This is a genomic window from Stutzerimonas stutzeri (assembly GCF_051028275.1).
GTDB lineage: Bacteria > Pseudomonadota > Gammaproteobacteria > Pseudomonadales > Pseudomonadaceae > Stutzerimonas > Stutzerimonas stutzeri_AS.
On sequence record NZ_CP069269.1, the window covers coordinates 1,629,031 to 1,644,793 of the forward strand.

The 15,763-nt window shown below is 59.4% G+C and carries 15 protein-coding genes; 2 read left to right on the top strand and 13 right to left on the bottom strand.

Annotation, left to right across the window (positions count from 1 at the left end):
- Window positions 1–10 precede the first annotated feature (10 nt).
- The 8 genes from JQR87_RS07570 to JQR87_RS07605 all read right to left on the bottom strand — a co-directional run bounded on the left by JQR87_RS07570 (window position 11) and on the right by JQR87_RS07605 (window position 9,433).
- The gene (locus tag JQR87_RS07570) at window positions 11–1,117 is read right to left on the bottom strand and encodes an ABC transporter permease (RefSeq protein WP_407291221.1); all 1,107 of its coding nucleotides are present in this window, start codon (window positions 1,115–1,117) and stop codon (window positions 11–13) included.
- Between the two features lie 10 nt (window positions 1,118–1,127).
- Window positions 1,128–2,672, bottom strand: a complete 1,545-nt coding sequence (locus JQR87_RS07575; protein ID WP_407291219.1) for an ABC transporter ATP-binding protein — start codon at window positions 2,670–2,672, stop codon at window positions 1,128–1,130.
- Window positions 2,673–2,923: 251 nt separating this feature from the next.
- Window positions 2,924–3,379, bottom strand: a complete 456-nt coding sequence (locus JQR87_RS07580) for a carboxymuconolactone decarboxylase family protein (protein ID WP_407291217.1) — start codon at window positions 3,377–3,379, stop codon at window positions 2,924–2,926.
- A gap of 10 nt (window positions 3,380–3,389) precedes the next feature.
- Window positions 3,390–4,127: an SDR family oxidoreductase gene (locus JQR87_RS07585; RefSeq protein WP_407291215.1), complete on the bottom strand. Its 738-nt coding sequence runs from the start codon at window positions 4,125–4,127 to the stop codon at window positions 3,390–3,392.
- 251 nt (window positions 4,128–4,378) lie between these two features.
- Window positions 4,379–5,041, bottom strand: coding sequence for a TetR/AcrR family transcriptional regulator (locus JQR87_RS07590; protein ID WP_407291213.1), 663 nt, complete (start codon window positions 5,039–5,041; stop codon window positions 4,379–4,381).
- Between the two features lie 151 nt (window positions 5,042–5,192).
- Window positions 5,193–5,996 carry an outer membrane protein OmpK gene (locus tag JQR87_RS07595; RefSeq protein ID WP_407291211.1) on the bottom strand — a complete coding sequence of 268 codons (804 nt, stop codon included), beginning with the start codon at window positions 5,994–5,996 and terminating at the stop codon, window positions 5,193–5,195.
- Window positions 5,997–6,373: 377 nt separating this feature from the next.
- A complete protein-coding gene (gene rimO, locus JQR87_RS07600; RefSeq protein ID WP_407291208.1) occupies window positions 6,374–7,696 on the bottom strand; it encodes a 30S ribosomal protein S12 methylthiotransferase RimO in 1,323 nt (440 codons plus the stop codon).
- 132 nt (window positions 7,697–7,828) lie between these two features.
- Window positions 7,829–9,433 carry a sensor domain-containing diguanylate cyclase gene (locus JQR87_RS07605; RefSeq protein ID WP_407291206.1) on the bottom strand — a complete coding sequence of 535 codons (1,605 nt, stop codon included), beginning with the start codon at window positions 9,431–9,433 and terminating at the stop codon, window positions 7,829–7,831.
- A 304-nt stretch (window positions 9,434–9,737) separates the two neighbouring features.
- Between JQR87_RS07605 and JQR87_RS07610 the strand changes: the two genes are divergently transcribed.
- Both JQR87_RS07610 and JQR87_RS07615 read left to right on the top strand, forming a co-directional pair.
- On the top strand, window positions 9,738–11,216 hold the full coding sequence (locus JQR87_RS07610) for an RAD55 family ATPase (RefSeq protein ID WP_407291205.1): 1,479 nt from the start codon (window positions 9,738–9,740) through the stop codon (window positions 11,214–11,216).
- Window positions 11,209–11,607 carry a response regulator gene (locus tag JQR87_RS07615; RefSeq protein ID WP_407291203.1) on the top strand — a complete coding sequence of 133 codons (399 nt, stop codon included), beginning with the start codon at window positions 11,209–11,211 and terminating at the stop codon, window positions 11,605–11,607. The genes JQR87_RS07610 and JQR87_RS07615 overlap by 8 nt, the downstream gene beginning before the upstream one ends.
- Before the next feature lie 38 nt (window positions 11,608–11,645).
- Here the strand turns inward: JQR87_RS07615 and JQR87_RS07620 are convergent, their stop codons facing one another.
- The 5 genes from JQR87_RS07620 to JQR87_RS07640 all read right to left on the bottom strand — a co-directional run bounded on the left by JQR87_RS07620 (window position 11,646) and on the right by JQR87_RS07640 (window position 15,693).
- Window positions 11,646–12,716, bottom strand: coding sequence for an acyltransferase family protein (locus JQR87_RS07620; RefSeq protein WP_407291201.1), 1,071 nt, complete (start codon window positions 12,714–12,716; stop codon window positions 11,646–11,648).
- A 40-nt stretch (window positions 12,717–12,756) separates the two neighbouring features.
- Complete coding sequence (locus JQR87_RS07625; protein ID WP_407291199.1) at window positions 12,757–13,755, bottom strand: glycosyltransferase; 999 nt, start codon at window positions 13,753–13,755, stop codon at window positions 12,757–12,759.
- A gap of 119 nt (window positions 13,756–13,874) precedes the next feature.
- A complete protein-coding gene (locus JQR87_RS07630) occupies window positions 13,875–14,099 on the bottom strand; it encodes a hypothetical protein (RefSeq protein WP_407291197.1) in 225 nt (74 codons plus the stop codon).
- 23 nt (window positions 14,100–14,122) lie between these two features.
- The gene (locus JQR87_RS07635; protein ID WP_407291195.1) at window positions 14,123–14,443 is read right to left on the bottom strand and encodes a hypothetical protein; all 321 of its coding nucleotides are present in this window, start codon (window positions 14,441–14,443) and stop codon (window positions 14,123–14,125) included.
- 32 nt (window positions 14,444–14,475) lie between these two features.
- Window positions 14,476–15,693, bottom strand: a complete 1,218-nt coding sequence (locus JQR87_RS07640) for a glycosyltransferase family 4 protein (protein ID WP_407291194.1) — start codon at window positions 15,691–15,693, stop codon at window positions 14,476–14,478.
- Between the last annotated feature and the right edge of the window lie 70 nt (window positions 15,694–15,763).

Consider the following 15,763-nt stretch of genomic DNA (forward strand, 5'->3'; position numbering starts at 1 on the left):
AAGAGAGAGATCATGCGGCTGGCTCCGGCTCAAGTAAGGAGTTTTGCGGCTTGCGACCCCAGCCCTTCAGGCGCGGGCGGTAGAGAATGAGCACGTCGCACGCCAGCAGGAAGAACAACACCATTCCCTGGAACAATTGGGTGATCGATTGGGGCAGGTTGGCAGCCATTTGCGCGTTCTCGCCGCCGAGGTAAAGCAGTGCCATCAACAGACTGGCAAACACGATGCCGATGGGATTGAGGCGACCGAGAAAGGCGACGGTAATCGCGGCGTAGCCGTAACCGGGTGACACCTGCGGCACCAACTGGCCGATAGGGCCGACGACCTCCGCGACGCCCGCCAGCCCAGCCAGGCCCCCACTGATCAGCAATGCAATCCAGATCAGCCGTTTCTCGCGAAAGCCGACGAAGCCCGCAGCGCGCTTGTCGAGCCCAAGCACCCTGATCTGAAAGCCTAGAAAGCTTTTCTGCAACAGGACCCACACCACGACCAGCGCCAACAACGCGAAGTACAACCCGCCATGCACGCGCAGATCTTCAATTAGCTGTGGCAGCCTCGTGGCATCACCGAACATGGCCGATTCGGGAAAGTTGAAGCCTTCCGGGTCTTTTAATGGGCCGTGAACGGCGAACAATAATAGGTTAAGCGCGATGTAGTTGAGCATGATACTGGTGAGGATTTCGTTGGCATTGAACTGCGTGCGCAGCCAGGCGCAAAGCCCCGCCCAGGCTGCACCGCCGAGCGTGCCGACAACCAGGGCGAGGACCAGCGCCCAGCGCGAATCCCATTCGATCACATGAACTGCGACGGCGCTTCCAGCGAGCGCGCCGATGAGCAACTGGCCTTCGGCGCCTATGTTCCAGATCCGGGCGTTGTAAACCACCGCCAGACCCAGCGCGCACAGCAGGATCGGCAGCGCTTTGACCAGCAATTCGGAAACACCGTAGAGATCGCTGATCGGGTCGATGAGCAGCACCCGCAACGTCTCAAACGGGGAATGCCCGAGCGAAGCAAACAGCAAGGCACCGCTGATCAAGGTCAACAGTGCGGCCAGCACGGGCGAGAGCCAGAGCATCAGGCGCGACTCGTACCCGCGTGGTTCAAGGGATAACGACATGATTAGGGTCTCAAGCGGCGTCGGGCGTGGGTTGGTCGAACTGTCCCGCCATCCAGCGCCCGACGTCGGTGGTACTGGTCGCAGCGGTGGGCTGTAGCGGGGATAAACGGCCGTGACTCAACGCACCGATGCGGTCGCTTATTTGAAACAGTTCTTCGAGGTCTTCGGAAATCACCAGAATGGCGGCGCCGGCGTCTCGCAGTTCGATCAGCGCGCGATGGATGGCTGCCGCTGCGCCGACATCAACGCCCCAGGTCGGGTGTGCGGCGATCAGCAGTTTCGGTTGCTGCAGGATCTCGCGGCCGAGGATGAATTTCTGCAGGTTGCCGCCGGAGAGGCTACGCGCCGGGGCGTGGATGCCAGGCGTTTTTACAGCGAAGGTATCAATGATGCGCCTGGCGAACGCCTCGACATGACCGTGCCGTATCAGCCCGTTGATCACCATGCCGGCCTGCTGGAAAGCGGTAAGCAAGCCGTTGTCAGCCAGACTCATGTCGGGGACCGCGCCATGACCGAGTCGCTCGGCTGGGACGACGGTCATTCCGTGGCGACGCCGAGCATCGGGTGGCAGGTGTGCGACGGGACAATCGCAGTACCGGATGCGCGAAGCCTGCTCTCGCGCCAGGCGCTGTTCACCGCTGAGTAGTGCAAGCAGCTCGTCCTGGCCGTTGCCGGCGACACCAGCGACACCGACGATCTCTCCGGCGCGGACGTCGAGCGTCACCGCTTCAAGTGATACGCCAAAAGGGTCGGCGTTGTGCCAGGACAACCCTGCGACCCGGAGAAAAGGCGCGCCGCCCTGGGCTTTGGGGTATTTCGTTTCAAGCCCCTCGGCGTCGCCAACCATCAGGCGGGCCAGGTCCAGATCGCTGCACTCGGCGGGTATGCAATCACCAGAAACCCGGCCGCCGCGCAACACGGTCGCGGCCTCGCAGAGCGCGCGCACCTCGTTCAGCTTGTGGCTGATGAACAGTATGCTGCAGCCCTCGCCAGCCAGCCGGCGCAGCACCTCGAACAGGTCTTCGGCTTCTTGCGGAGTGAGTACGGAGGTCGGTTCGTCGAGAATCAGCAGTTTGATGTCCTGCATCAAGCAACGCACGATCTCAACCCGTTGTCGCTCGCCAATGGACAGGCTGTGCACCAGCCGCTTTGGTTCCAGTGGCATTCCGTAGCGCTGGGAGACTTCACGTATCTTCGATTCGAGCTGTTTTGGTGTTCCTCCCTCGGAGCCGAGCGCCAGGGCGATGTTTTCGGCGACGCTCAGGGTTTCGAAAAGGGAGAAGTGCTGGAAGACCATCCCGATCCCTCGGTCGCGCGCCTGCGCCGGGTTGCGCATGACGACCGGCTGGCCTTCCCAGCGAATCGTGCCGGCGTCGGGTTGCGTGACGCCGTAGATGATCTTCATCAGCGTGCTCTTACCGGCGCCGTTTTCGCCGAGCAGGGCATAGATCTCGCCAGCGCGGATAATAAGGTCGATGTGGTCGTTGGCCAGGCAACCGGGGTATTGCTTGGTTATCCCGGTCAGCTGCAGGCGGGGCAAGGATGTATCGGGCATGAGGGTGTCCGCTGGTGTTCATGCCAGGTGAACTGCAAAAAGCTGGCCAGGCAGTCAGGTTTGCCTCGGGAGTCCTCGTTAGCAAGGTTTAAGACCCGGCCGGAGCTGTGGTGGATTCCGCTCGTGATTCGAATTGGTGCCGTGGGCAGCCGCTGCGCGCTCCGGTGCACCGGGCTGGGGCGGACGCGGTTTGCTCGTCGGGGCGCAAGGCTCGCCGATCGACGCTAACGACCAGCGAGCTGCGTGAAGCACTACTGTTCCACAGGGTCACTGACCTCGCGCAGTGCCTGCGCCGCGTCTATGGCACGCGGAAAACCGGCAATCACTGTTGTCAGGTACACCACTTCCTTCAGCTCCTCACGCGTAACGCCCAGGCGCAGCGCATACCCAGCGTGGATTTTCATGTACGGCAGATTGCCCTGCGCCGCAAAGGCGGCGACGACGGCCAGTTGACGGGTGCGACCATCCAGCCCGTTGCGTCCCCAGACATCGCCGAGGGCGTAACCGGTGATCCCTTCGGCGAGAAACGGATAGTCCTCGCGCAACGCGTCGAGTACCGGTTGCCCGGCACCGCCGGAAAGATGATCCATGACCGCGACGCCTCGCGCGTGACGCTCGTCAGCGCCTGCATCCAGCGAGGCGAAGGTTAGCGAGCCCAGCAGTCCCAGACAGGCTGCCGCCAGTGCGTTTCCCATTCGAAGGTTCATCCTGGCATCCTCAATAGGGGCTGGCGGTGGGACGAACGACCAGCTCGCTGACGTCGACATCGGCAGGCTGTTCGATGGCGTAGGCGATGGCGCGAGCGATGGCGTCGGCAGAAATGGCGATGCGGCGGAAATCGTTCATCGCTGCCCGTGCGCCGTCGTCCGAGATGCTGTCAGCGAGTTCGGACTCGGTCACGCCAGGTGAGACCAGGGTGACTCGGATATCGCCCCCGACTTCCTGACGAAGCCCTTCGGAGATGGCCCGCACCGCATATTTGGTTGCGCAGTACACCGCTGCTGTCGGGCTGACCGCATAAGCGCCGATGGATGCAATGTTGATGAACTGCCCCGCTTGCTGACGCTGCATCAGCGGCAGGGCGGCGGCTATGCCGTGCAATACGCCGCGAATGTTCACGTCGATCATCCTGTCCCACTCGTCGACTTTTAGGGCATCGAGCTGCGACAAGGGCATCACGCCGGCATTATTGATGAGCACATCGACACGGCCGAAGCGTTGCACGGCGAAATCGACGAAGGCCTGGGTATCCTCGCGGCTGGTGACATCCAGTGCACGGTAAGCAGCTGTTCCGCCTGCTTCGGTAATGCTGGCGGCAAGGCTTTCCAAGCGCTCCAGACGACGGGCACCGAGTACCACCGTTGCGCCTTTTGCTGCCAGCGCGCGTGCCGTGGCTTCGCCAATACCGCTGCTGGCGCCGGTGATGAGTATGATTTTTCCACTGATGTTCGACATGGGTAGGGTCTCCGCTAGGTCATTCGAATCGACGCGCGTGCGCCGTGATTCGAATGCTAGGCAGAGGTCTGCACCTGGTGTTACGTCGATCCTGCCGTCGGCTTGCCTGATACTGGCTGGATGCACATCAAGCGACATCGTGTTCAGCGCGGCGGGCTATCACGTCGCCATTTCGGCGTAACGGGTGGCGGGCGATGGATGCGCACACGTCGGGGCAAGCAGGGTGGGGCGGCTCGGGTAAACGGTGCGGATCAGCGGGGAGGGTTCAGACCGCATCCTTTGAGAATGACCTGGATGAGCGTCTCGGTGCCGCGTTCGAAATCATCCTTGGTGACGCGACGTTGGCCGGTGATGCGTCGTATCTGATCCGCGAAGTCAGCGTAGTGCTGGGTACTGCTCCAGATCAGGAAAATCAGATGCATAGGGTCGACCGGGTTCATCTTGCCTGCGTCGGCCCAAGCCTGCAGCACCGCGGCGCGCCCGCGAAACCACTCGCGGTAATCCTCGTTGAAATGTTCGGAAAGGCACTCGCAACCGCTGATCACCTCCATGGCGAAAATCTTCGAGGCCTGCGGCTGATTGCGGGAAAAGGCCATCTTGGTACGGATGTAATCAGCCAACGCGGTGGCAGGGTCATCCTCGACGGTCAGATGGTCGAATGCGCTGTCCCACAGTTCTAGGATATGGCGCATCACTTCGACATACAGACCGAGCTTGTTGGTGAAGTAGTAGTGCAGGTTGGCCTTGGGTAGCCCAGCGCGCTTTGCAATGGCATTCATGCTGGTGCCCTTGTAGCCATGGTGGGCGAACTCTTCTGCCGCGGCCGAGAGGATCAGCTCCTCGTTTTTCTGCCGGATACGGCCAGGGCGCTTGTCTGTCCCGGTGTCAGCGGCGAGCGTGTCGAATGTCGTCATGGTCCTCCCCCTGTGTCGTCGCATCAGGTCCGGTGCGCTTGGCGAATGCTAGCCTACGCTGGCCTGGGAGAAATTGGCTATAGCCCGGAGAGTCGGCCTTGGCGCCGCTGTTAGGATGTGCCGCCCGCATAGGCGAGCGGCTCTTGGCGCGTTAGAAATGAACTTTCACAATGGCGTTCCAGGCGCTCTGGTCGGTCGGGCCGACAAAGTTCTCGCTCACGAAGCCGCCATCCTTGATGCCGTACTTATTGGACCAGTAGTCGTATTCGATACCCACATAGAGCTGGCCGGCTTTCTGGTATACCGCCTTGCCCAGGTCGTATTTGATCTGCGGGTTGATATGCAGGTTCTTCGACTGGTAGTCATCCGAATCCTCGTTGCCGGCATCATTGACGACCCAGTCGATAAAACCGTCGATGAGGATATCCGAGCTGCCGACGGGAATGGTAATAGCCCAGGTCGGCGTGACCTGCCATTGGCCGGACGCCTTGTTCCGAATGCCGTCGGGCTTGCGGTAATAGGTGTTAATCGCCAGGCGGTCGAAGCCTGGGACCGCCAGATCGACAGCCGGGCCGAGCAGGTAGTTTTGAACCTCGTCTTCGCCGCGCTCGTAGGTGAAGCCGATCAGAACATCCTGGATGGGCCCGTACGAGAAGTCGATTCCGGTGGTCTTGCCGAGCGAAAGGCGTGGGCTGAATTCACCGTAATAAGTACGTGCGGCTTCACTGTCGTCCTGGCTTTCATTCCACTTGTAGTCGATAAACAGGAACACATCGCCATAGGTCCAGCCGCTGGCATGTTCGAATGTCAAGGTGTGCTGGGTATCGGGGTCAACCTTGAAGTCGCTCCCGTATAGATACGTCAGGCTGTTGTCCTGCCAGAGCATGGGGGCGGCGATAGCCTGGCCAGCAAGCATGCTGGTCGCGAGTGCGGCTGTTGTCAGTATGGGTTTCATGTGGCGCTCCTGTTGCGTCATGTGTGCTTATTTGTTGGCCAAACGGTCAGATGAAACTGTGATAGCAAGTCTCAAGCCAGTTGCTACCGGTCCGTTTTGGGTTCGTTATTCTTCTTTTTACATCAATACGTTGCGTTGTAATCCAAGCTGCGGCGGAGGTCTCAATCGATACCTGAGCGTCCACTTGCCCCAGAAAGAACCTGACCAAACAGACAGTGCGTCATCTCGATGCAGGTAATCGCTGCTCTTCGGCTACGACATGCCGGTAATCGTTGGCTGGCAGTGCCGATGTTTTGTAGACGACGTCATCGGTCGGAGGATGTCGGGCACAAAAAAGCCCCGTGGGTCACGGGGCTAAATGGATTAGGTTGGGTCGATCAGATCACTTCGGCCCAGAGATCGTACTCGTCGGCGTTGGTTACACGGACGCGGACCTTTTCGCCCGCCTGGAGCGGGCGCGCGCTGTCGACGTAGACCATGCCGTCAATCTCGGGGGCATCAGCCCATGAGCGACCAATGGCGCCGTCTTCGTCCACTTCGTCAATAAGTACGTCCAGCTCCTGGCCGATCTTGCGCTCCAGACGCGCGGCACTGATCGCCTGCTGATGCGCCATGAAGCGGTCCCAGCGGTCCTGCTTGACGTCGTCTGGTACCGGTTCGAGAGCCATAGCCTCTGCTGGCGCGCCGTCGACAGGCGAGTACTGGAAGCAACCAACGCGGTCGAGTTGCGCTTCGGTCAGCCAGTCGAGCAGGTATTGGAAGTCCTCCTCGGTCTCGCCAGGGAAGCCGACGATGAAGGTCGAGCGGATGGTCAGCTCGGGGCAGATCTCGCGCCATTTCTTGATGCGCGCCAGGGTCCTGTCCTCGAAGGCCGGACGCTTCATGGCCTTGAGCACCTTCGGGCTTGCATGTTGGAAGGGGATGTCCAGATACGGCAGGATCTTGCCGGCAGCCATGAGCGGAATCACATCGTCTACGTTCGGGTACGGGTAGACATAATGCAGACGCACCCAGACACCCATGCTCGACAGGGCCTGACATAACTCCAGCATGCGCGTCTTGACCGGCTGGCCGTTCCAGAAATCGGTCTTGTACTTCACGTCTACACCGTAGGCGCTGGTGTCTTGAGAGATCACCAGGATCTCTTTCACGCCTGCTTTCACCAGCCGCTCGGCTTCGCTCAGCACATCGCCTACCGGACGGCTGACCAGTTTGCCGCGCATGGAAGGAATGATGCAGAAGCTGCACGTATGGTTGCAGCCCTCGGAAATCTTCAGGTAAGCGTAGTGACGCGGGGTCAGCTTGATGCCCTGCGGCGGAACCAGATCAATGAAGGGGTCGTGATTGATATTCGGCGGCACCACTTCGTGAACGGCGTTGACCACCTGTTCGTACTGCTGCGGGCCGGTGACGGCGAGGACGCTGGGGTGCACGCCGCGGATATTGTTTTCATCGACACCCATGCAGCCGGTGACGATCACCTTGCCGTTTTCGGCGATGGCTTCACCGATAGCATCCAGCGACTCGGCCTTTGCGCTATCGATGAACCCGCAGGTGTTAACCACCACCACATCGGCGTCCTCGTAAGAAGGCACGATCTGGTAGCCCTCCATGCGCAGCTGGGTGAGGATGCGTTCAGAGTCGACCGTTGCCTTGGGGCAACCCAGGCTGACGAACCCGACTGTTGGCGTTTTGCTCATCGACTTTGAACCTCGAAAACCGCGCATGAAAAAGGCGCGCGAGTATACAGAGCTGGGTATTTTTTAGCCATGTCTGCCGTCGCCCGGCATAGACCGGAACACCCTGGACACGGGACCGGATACCCGCAGAACTCAGGCGCCTGGGTTTGGGCCTATCGGCGAGTACTGATCGGGTTCCGCGATCTCCGAACGATTGCGCCCATGCTGCTTGGCGCGGTACAGCGCTGCATCGGCCAGTTTGAGTACGCGTTCGATGTCGCTGGCGTGTACGGGCCAGACTGCAATTCCCAGCGAAACAGTGATATTCCCGACCACCGGGATTTGCTCCAGCTCGACGCAGGTACGCAGGCGCTCGGATACCAGCAGCGCCGAGTCGAGCGTGGTATCGGGCAGCAACATCAGGAATTCCTCCCCGCCGCTGCGGCAGAGGATGTCGGCATCCCGTGAGCAGGTTTTCATCAATCCGGCCACCTGGCGGATCACCGTATCGCCTACATCATGGCCATGGTTGTCGTTGATGCGTTTGAAATGATCGATGTCCAACGCGATGACTGCAAAGGAACGTCGTTCGCTGCCCAGCATTTCGAGGGCGAGGGCAAGGCCGCGGCGGTTGTGCAGACCCGTCAGCGGATCGGTTTGTGCGTCGAGATTGAGCTTGCCGATGCGCTGGTGGAGGAGACTGATACCGAGTTGCATGGCCCGCTTGAGCTGTGCCGCCTCGAAATACCACGAGCGGATGCGCTGAATACGCTCGGCGCTGTTGGGCGCATCCATCTCACTGGCGCGCTGTGCAAGTTGGGACAGCGGTCGAGTGATCAATGCCGCCAGGCCCCAGATGCAGAGCAACGTTAGCAGAGCCAGTGGTGCTGTCTGGAGAACGACCTTGAACATCAGATCGTCGAGTGGCTGCAGGGTGTCGGCGGTCGGCCGCTGGGCCACGATGCCCCAGCCAGCAGCAGGAGAGGCGGCATAGCCAGCCAGCATGTCAACCCCTTGGCTGTTGACCACCCGAAGGCTGCCAGACTCCCCGAGCAGCACTTTGTCGATGACTTCGTTTTCTGTAACGACCGTGCCGAGCCGTTTCGGCTCTGGGTGGTATAGAAGCCGACGCGTCTGATCGACGGCATAGAGGTAGGAACCGTCCCGATAGAAGTGTTCGCCCAACATGCTGTGCAGGATGTTGCGCTCGCGCAGATAGATCACCCCACCGATATAGCCGAGGTAGGTCCCGTCGTCGCGCACGATGGGCTGAGAAATCAGGACGACCAGCGTGTTCAGCGCTGAAACATACGGACTGCTGATCAAGGGCTTGCGTTCAGCCAAGGCCTGGCGCGCACCTGGGGAATTCAACTTCTGGCCAACCAGTAATCCGGTGTTGGGAGCGGTTGCGAGAACCTCTCCTTCGGCGCTGGTGATGACCACGGCGTTGAAACTGTCGGTCTGCTTGCGAAGCCGTCTGGCCTCCGCGTCCAAGACACTATTGTCTTGAAACCGGGTGGCAATGATCTCAGCGCTAACGGCAAGCTGCTGTTGGGCAGTACGGAAAAAAACTTCAGCCCCGTCCGCCAACTTCGACGCATAGGCGCTGTTGGCAGACAACGTACTGACGATAAGCGAATCACGCTGAATCTTGTAGCTGGCGTAGAAACCGATACCGAGGGTAATCAGCCCACTCAGCATCGCCAACAGGATGATAAGTCGGCGTAGGTCCAGGCGAGGCAGGCGGGCGGAGTGCATAAGGCTGGCTGTGATCGTTGTCGGTCGCGATTTCCGGCGTCATAGTAGGGGTTTTGCCGATGCGCCTCCAGCATTGCTGACCATTGCGTCAAACTGCGGATCGTTTGTACCCAAACAGTGCGTATGGTCTGGCGCGGACCGAGATAGCCAAACAGCAGGCGAGTAAGATCCATTGTCGATTTCGCTTCGTTGCTATGCGCCACATCAGCAACGAAAGATCGGTAGTGAGCAGCCTTAACCGATGGCTAATAACGTCGCGGCCCCTTTGCTACTATGCACCGATTGATTTGAACGGGAAGCTGCTGTGACCGACGACTTTACCTACTCGCCAGCGGCGCCAACTCATGTTCCAACCGGCGTACCAGGGCTGGATGCGGTGCTGAAAGGTGGGCTGTTACCCCGAGCGGTGTACATCGTGCAGGGTGGACCGGGCGAGGGGAAAACCATTCTCGCCAATCAGATCTGCTACAGCTGGGCAGCGCGTGGCGAGCACTCACTCTATGTAACCTTGCTGGCCGAAACTCACCACCGGCTGCTTCGCCATCTGCGAAACATGGCGTTCATGAATAACCAGTACGCAGGAACCTCCGTCGTCTATGAAAGCGCTTTCGACATCCTCCGTACCGACGGCCTGGAAGGCATCCTTCGCTATCTGACGCGCAACGGCAAGCGCCAGAAGGCCTCGCTGATCGTGATCGATGGTTTGTTCGCGCTGGAGGAAAACGCCGCTTCTGAGCGTGCGTTTCGTGAGTTCATCAACGATTTGTCAATCTACGCAGATGTGGTTGGCTGCACCATCCTGCTGCTGACCAACAGCAAGCGCGATCCTGGCAGCCCCGAATTCACGATGGTTGATGGTTGGTTGCAATTGGGCAGCGATGACGATCAATTTCGTACATATCGCTATCTGCAGGTGCGCAAGTTCAGAGGCAGCGGCTTTATCTCCGGTCGGCACATGAGCACCATCACGACGGACGGCTTTCGGGTGTTTCCGCGGCTAGAGGCTGTCACCGGTGAATTGCAGTCCGCCTGCATGCGTGACGAGCGGCTTAGCACGGGGGTCGATACGCTGGATCGAATCATCCAGGGGGGCATTCCTTATTCCTCGACTACGCTATTGGTCGGCCCGACTGGTGTAGGCAAAACGACCCTGGGGTTGAGCTTTGTCTGCAACAGCAGCGACGCCGAGCCCGGCCTGATATTCGGCTTCTATGAAGATGCTCATCGTCTGCGCCGCCGTGCCAGTGCCCTGGGGTTGGAACTAGGCGCCCTGATCGATAGCGGAACGGTGGAAGTGATCCATCACACCCCGACGGAGCTGTTACAGGACGAACTAGCCGAAGAGATTCTGGACGCCGTGCGTCGTCGCGGTGTCAAGCGGCTATTCATTGACGGAATCGATGCGTTCAAACAGGCGGCCGTAAACCAGCAGCGGCTGGGCCGGTTTATCAGCACCCTAACGGCTATTCTCCGCTGCGAGGGTGTTACGACAGTGTTTACCGCTGAGCTGGCCGAGATCGTTGGAGGTGAGCACGGGCTCCAGTTTGCGGCGGTCTCGGCTATTGCTGAAAACATCGTTCTGTTGCGGTATGCCGAGCTTGAGTCGAGGCTGTACCGTACGCTAGCGATCCTGAAGATGCGCGAAAGCGGCTTCGATCCGTACGTCTATGAGTTCTACTTGGGCGAGGATGGGTTCCAGCTCGGTGGGCGGATGAAATGCACCGAGGGGGTCGTGACGGGGCAGCCCCACCGTCTGCCTCCGGCGAGGGGGCGGGATGCGTGACGAGGACACGGATAAGCTCGACCCACTCGTGTTATTGGTCGAAGATGAGCTTGGCCTTAGCAAGCTGATGGTGATGATCCTCGAAGACGAGGGTTATCGTGTCGTCGAAGCAGCAAACGGTGCGCAGGGCTTGCTGAAGCTCAAGCAGGAAAAGCCAGCGCTGATCATCACCGACTATATGATGCCGGAACTCAATGGGTACGAGATGGTTCGCACCATTCGCGCCAATCATGAGTTCGATGATGTGCCGATCCTGATGATGAGCGCAGCGTTGCCCCAGCATCTGAAAGTCAGCGACCTGGTCGATCACTTTTTGCCCAAAGGCACCGGGCTCGAAATGCTGGTGACCACTATCCGCCGTCTGATGGAGCGCGACGACAAGCCCTTATAGCGACTACGCTACAACGCCTCTACCGGTCGGTGTCGCGCTCAGGGAGCCGGATTCAGCTCGGTGCTGTTGGCGCTTCGACTGTTGCCCGGCAGGAAGCGTTTGAGACGCAACGCCGGCGACTCGATCAGATGCCACGACAATACAGCGATTGCAAAGCTCGTACTCAGGCTCAGCGCCATGAAGGCAGGCAACGAGAGGTGCGGATTCAGCCAGTGAACCAACAACTGCTGTATCGGAAAGCTGAAGATGTAGATCCCGTACGAAAAGTCTCCGAACTTGCCGAAGCGTGACAGCCCGGGGATTTTGAGATGCGCGACGTAAATGGTCAGGTAGGGCAACGTCAGGACATGGAAGTAGAGCCAAAGCTCGGTCCCTGCGCTGAGTAGCGACAGCACGAGCAGTGCGAGCGCGACCTGCCAGTTCCACGGCAGGCTGGTGCGATACAGGTACAGCGCGGACCCCATAAAAAAGAAGATGCCCAAGCGTGTGGCCTTGCGCAGGATGTCGCTTTCCAAACCGAGGTTCGGGGCGAGGTGGAAATGAATGATGATCAGCGCCAGCGGCAGCGCCAGTGTCACGATCCGGCCGAACAGCTTGAGCAGCCCGAGTATCAACAGCGTCGTGTACATCAAAACTTCGTAGGGAAGAGTCCAGACTGAGCCGTTGACGGTGTCCGGGAATGGGTTCTCGGTGAATACCCCTGGCAGGTGGAACTGGGTGATCAGGGCCACGTTCGAGAGGTACCGGACTGTCTCGTTATTGAACAGATACTCTCTGGGCGACAGTTCGGTCGCTAGCGGGCCTACGAGGAAGGTGGTGAACAGGGTGGACACTACCAGCGCTGGAAATATGCGCAGCGCCCGTTTGGCTCCAAACTCCAGGCCGCTGCGGCTGTTGATCCACGAAGCGGCGATCAGATAACCGCTCATCACGAAAAACAGGTGTACGGCAATGTCGGCGGTGTCCACGGAGCCGGTGAACAGCCGTACCGGCTCGACGTGCCCCAGGCCCGACAGCCAGTAACAATGGCCTATAACGACTGCGGACGCCGCGAAGAAGCGTAGAAAATCGAAGTTGTTTTCGTCGCGCTGTGCCGATGCGGTGTACATGCACATCTCCTGATCGAGTCCAGAACGCCTTGCAGCTGAATTAGCGCAATGGGAAGGTCTTGCTCATGCCTAATGCACCGTTCTCACCGTCGTGAATGGCTTGCTCGACGAGCGCCAGGCGCTCTCGGCAATTACGCAGGCGGGCAACGAGGCGCAGGAGGGTGAGAAAGATGGCTCGGTTGATGCGATGGAGGTGGGGCGAAGCGGCCCATACATTCTTGTCGAACCACGCTTGATTGCGCGCGGTGTAGTAGGCGCGGAAATCCGACTCGCCGAGCAGGAAGGTCTCGTAAATATTGCGGGTGCGCTGTTTGGTGTTCCAGGACTGTTCCAGTTCTTCGATCACGGCGTCGGTAAAGAGGAACAACCGTCCGCCGCCGGCCGTGATACGTCGGGTGTACTCTGTATCGTCAACGTAAAGCACCAGATCCTTTAGCGGCACACCTATCCGCTCATAAAGGCTCCGGTGTGCGAGCATGCCGCCATAGGGCGCGAATGGCAGGCTGATGCTTCTTGGTGGGCTGCTGGCTCGCTTGCCCCAGGGCAGCCGGCGCCAGATCTTGTAGGGCAGGTGAGCGACATGAAAGCCGAAATAGCTGGAGCGTGGCTGACGAACGTACCGGGCAGGGATGCCCTGTGCGATATCGGCCTGTTGCGTTGCGCGATAACCAAGAACCGCGACCCGATCCGCGCCGAGCAGGTTGGCCAGACGCGCAAGCTCGCCATGCAGAATCGACACGGCAGCAGATGTTGGCATGTTGTCATCGTCCATCATCCAGACGTAATCGGTATCGCAAGCCAGCGCCGCTTGTAGCCCTACTGCGTAGCCGTTGGCCGAGCCGGTATTCTCTTCCAGCTCGATGACTCGAACCTGGTTCGGCCAGCGCTGGACCAGTTGATGAAGGGGCGCGATCGACGCGTTGCTTACCACTACCACGTTGCTGATATTGCCGAAGCTCAGGGCGCGTTCGATCAATTGCTGCAGATAGGGCAGGCGGTCGCCGTAGGTCACGGTAACCACAGTGGTCTTTGAGGTCATGATTGTCTCGATTGAAAGGCGTGAGTAAGGCCGCTTCCCGGGTGCATGGCGCTCCCGTCAACGCCTTTGCGGCGCTGCAGTGGTGCAGGTAGCGGAATCTCAGCGATTGGCTTTGCTGGTCAGCCGATTTTGCCGGCTACCCCCTTGGCCATCTGCGATAGCCCAGCGGAAGGCTCACCGGCGGCAAGCACGCTTGGGCACTCAGGGGCGAAGAAAGCATGGAAAACGCTGATTCGTCTGTCTGTGGTGGGCGCCTCGGGTTGCGCCGGCGTATGGAAGAATTCCGTATAGGAATAGCCGTCGGCGTACACCAGGATTTGCTGGGTTTGGTCTGCACTGTCCATAGCGACTCCAGATAGTCGAGAGGTTAAAACGAATAACGAATGGATTCGTCAGAGCGGTACGGGCTGTCAGAAAGCGGCTTTGCCAAGCGGATCGGTGCGGGAAACGTCTTGTTGGATCCGCTTATGCCCACACATTGCGGGGCCATCGGAGCCGTTCCGAGATTGAACACGGCGGGCCGGCCATCGTTTGCACAGGCTTGCGCTGAATCCTCATATTCATGCAAGTGACGCTCTTCGCTTGTTGTGTCCGCCCTGTGGTGGGCGCTCGCCGTTCCGCCGATCAATAGCGCGAGGCTTAATGCCGAGATGGTTTGCATGCGATGTGTTGCGGTGGTGGTGTTCATCCTTGAAGCCTCGCTGGGAGAATGAGGTCTCGTCAGGCGTGATTCAAAGGTATCGCAGTCGGGTAGACCGGGGCCACGCTCAACGGGGTTACCGTCGGTCGGTGCAACAGCGCTTCCTGCCCTTGAATCAACGCAACCTCTCGGACCCTAGTATCGACGAAGGTCTTAATCTCTTGCCTGAATCGTTCGGTTGAAAATCGCAGTGCACTTGTGCGGCATGCCTCAGATTGGATGAGGTGCGCCTGCAACTCGAACGCCTCGACCGCTGCAATCAATGACTCGGGCGTCTGCTGCATATAGAACAGGCCAGTGGGCTCTGAATGATCGATACCTCGTACGGTTTCCAGCACGCCGCCTCTTCCATAGGCGATAACCGGCGTGCCACAGGCCTGGGCTTCTATGGGCGCTATGCCGAAGTCTTCTTCCGCCGCAAAGACGAACGCGCGGGCGCGCTGCATATGGTGCAGTAGCACCGCGAAGCTCTGATAACCCATGAGCGTTATATTTGGTGTTGCAAGCTCCTTGGCCTTTTGCATCTCCGGCCCGCTGCCGATCACGATGAGCTTCTTGTCAGGCATCCGGGAGAACGCTTCGACGATCATGGGGATGCGTTTGTAAGGCACCATTCGCGAGGCGGTCAGGTAGTAATCCTCCTTGGCGGAATGGAGCGTAAATTGCCGCGTGTCGACCGGTGGATAGATAACTGTCGATTCGCGACGGTAGCTCTTGTTGATGCGTCGGCCGATGAAATGCGAGTTGGCGACGAAATCATCCACACCGCTGGCGGTGCGCTGATCCCACATCCGCATGTAGTGCAGCAGCATGCGCGCCAGCTTGGCCTTGAGGCCGCGGTCCAGGCTCGCCTCGTGGAGATATTGGTGCTGCAGGTCCCATGCATAGCGGATAGGCGAATGCACGTAGCTGATGTGCAGCTGGTTTGGGCCGGTCAATACGCCCTTGGCAACCGCGTGGCTGCTAGAGATCACCAGGTCATAGCCCGACATGTCCAGTTGCTCGATGGCCAACGGCATCAACGGTAGGTACTTCTGATAGTGCGTTTTCGCCTTGGGCAGTTGCTGGATGAAGGTCGTGGTTGCTCGCTTGCCGCCGAGATGGGCGCGATCCTCGTCAGAGAGAAAGTCGATTACGGCGAACAAGTCCGCATCCGGCCAGACATCCAGCAACCCGGAGAGGACTCTTTCGGCTCCGGCGTATGTCACCAGCCAGTCATGAATTATGGCGATTTTCATTGTGATGGCCTTTCAAGTTAGGGAGTGGCGGCCGTCACCAGAGATGGTGGCGGCATGAACCGCAGTGAGG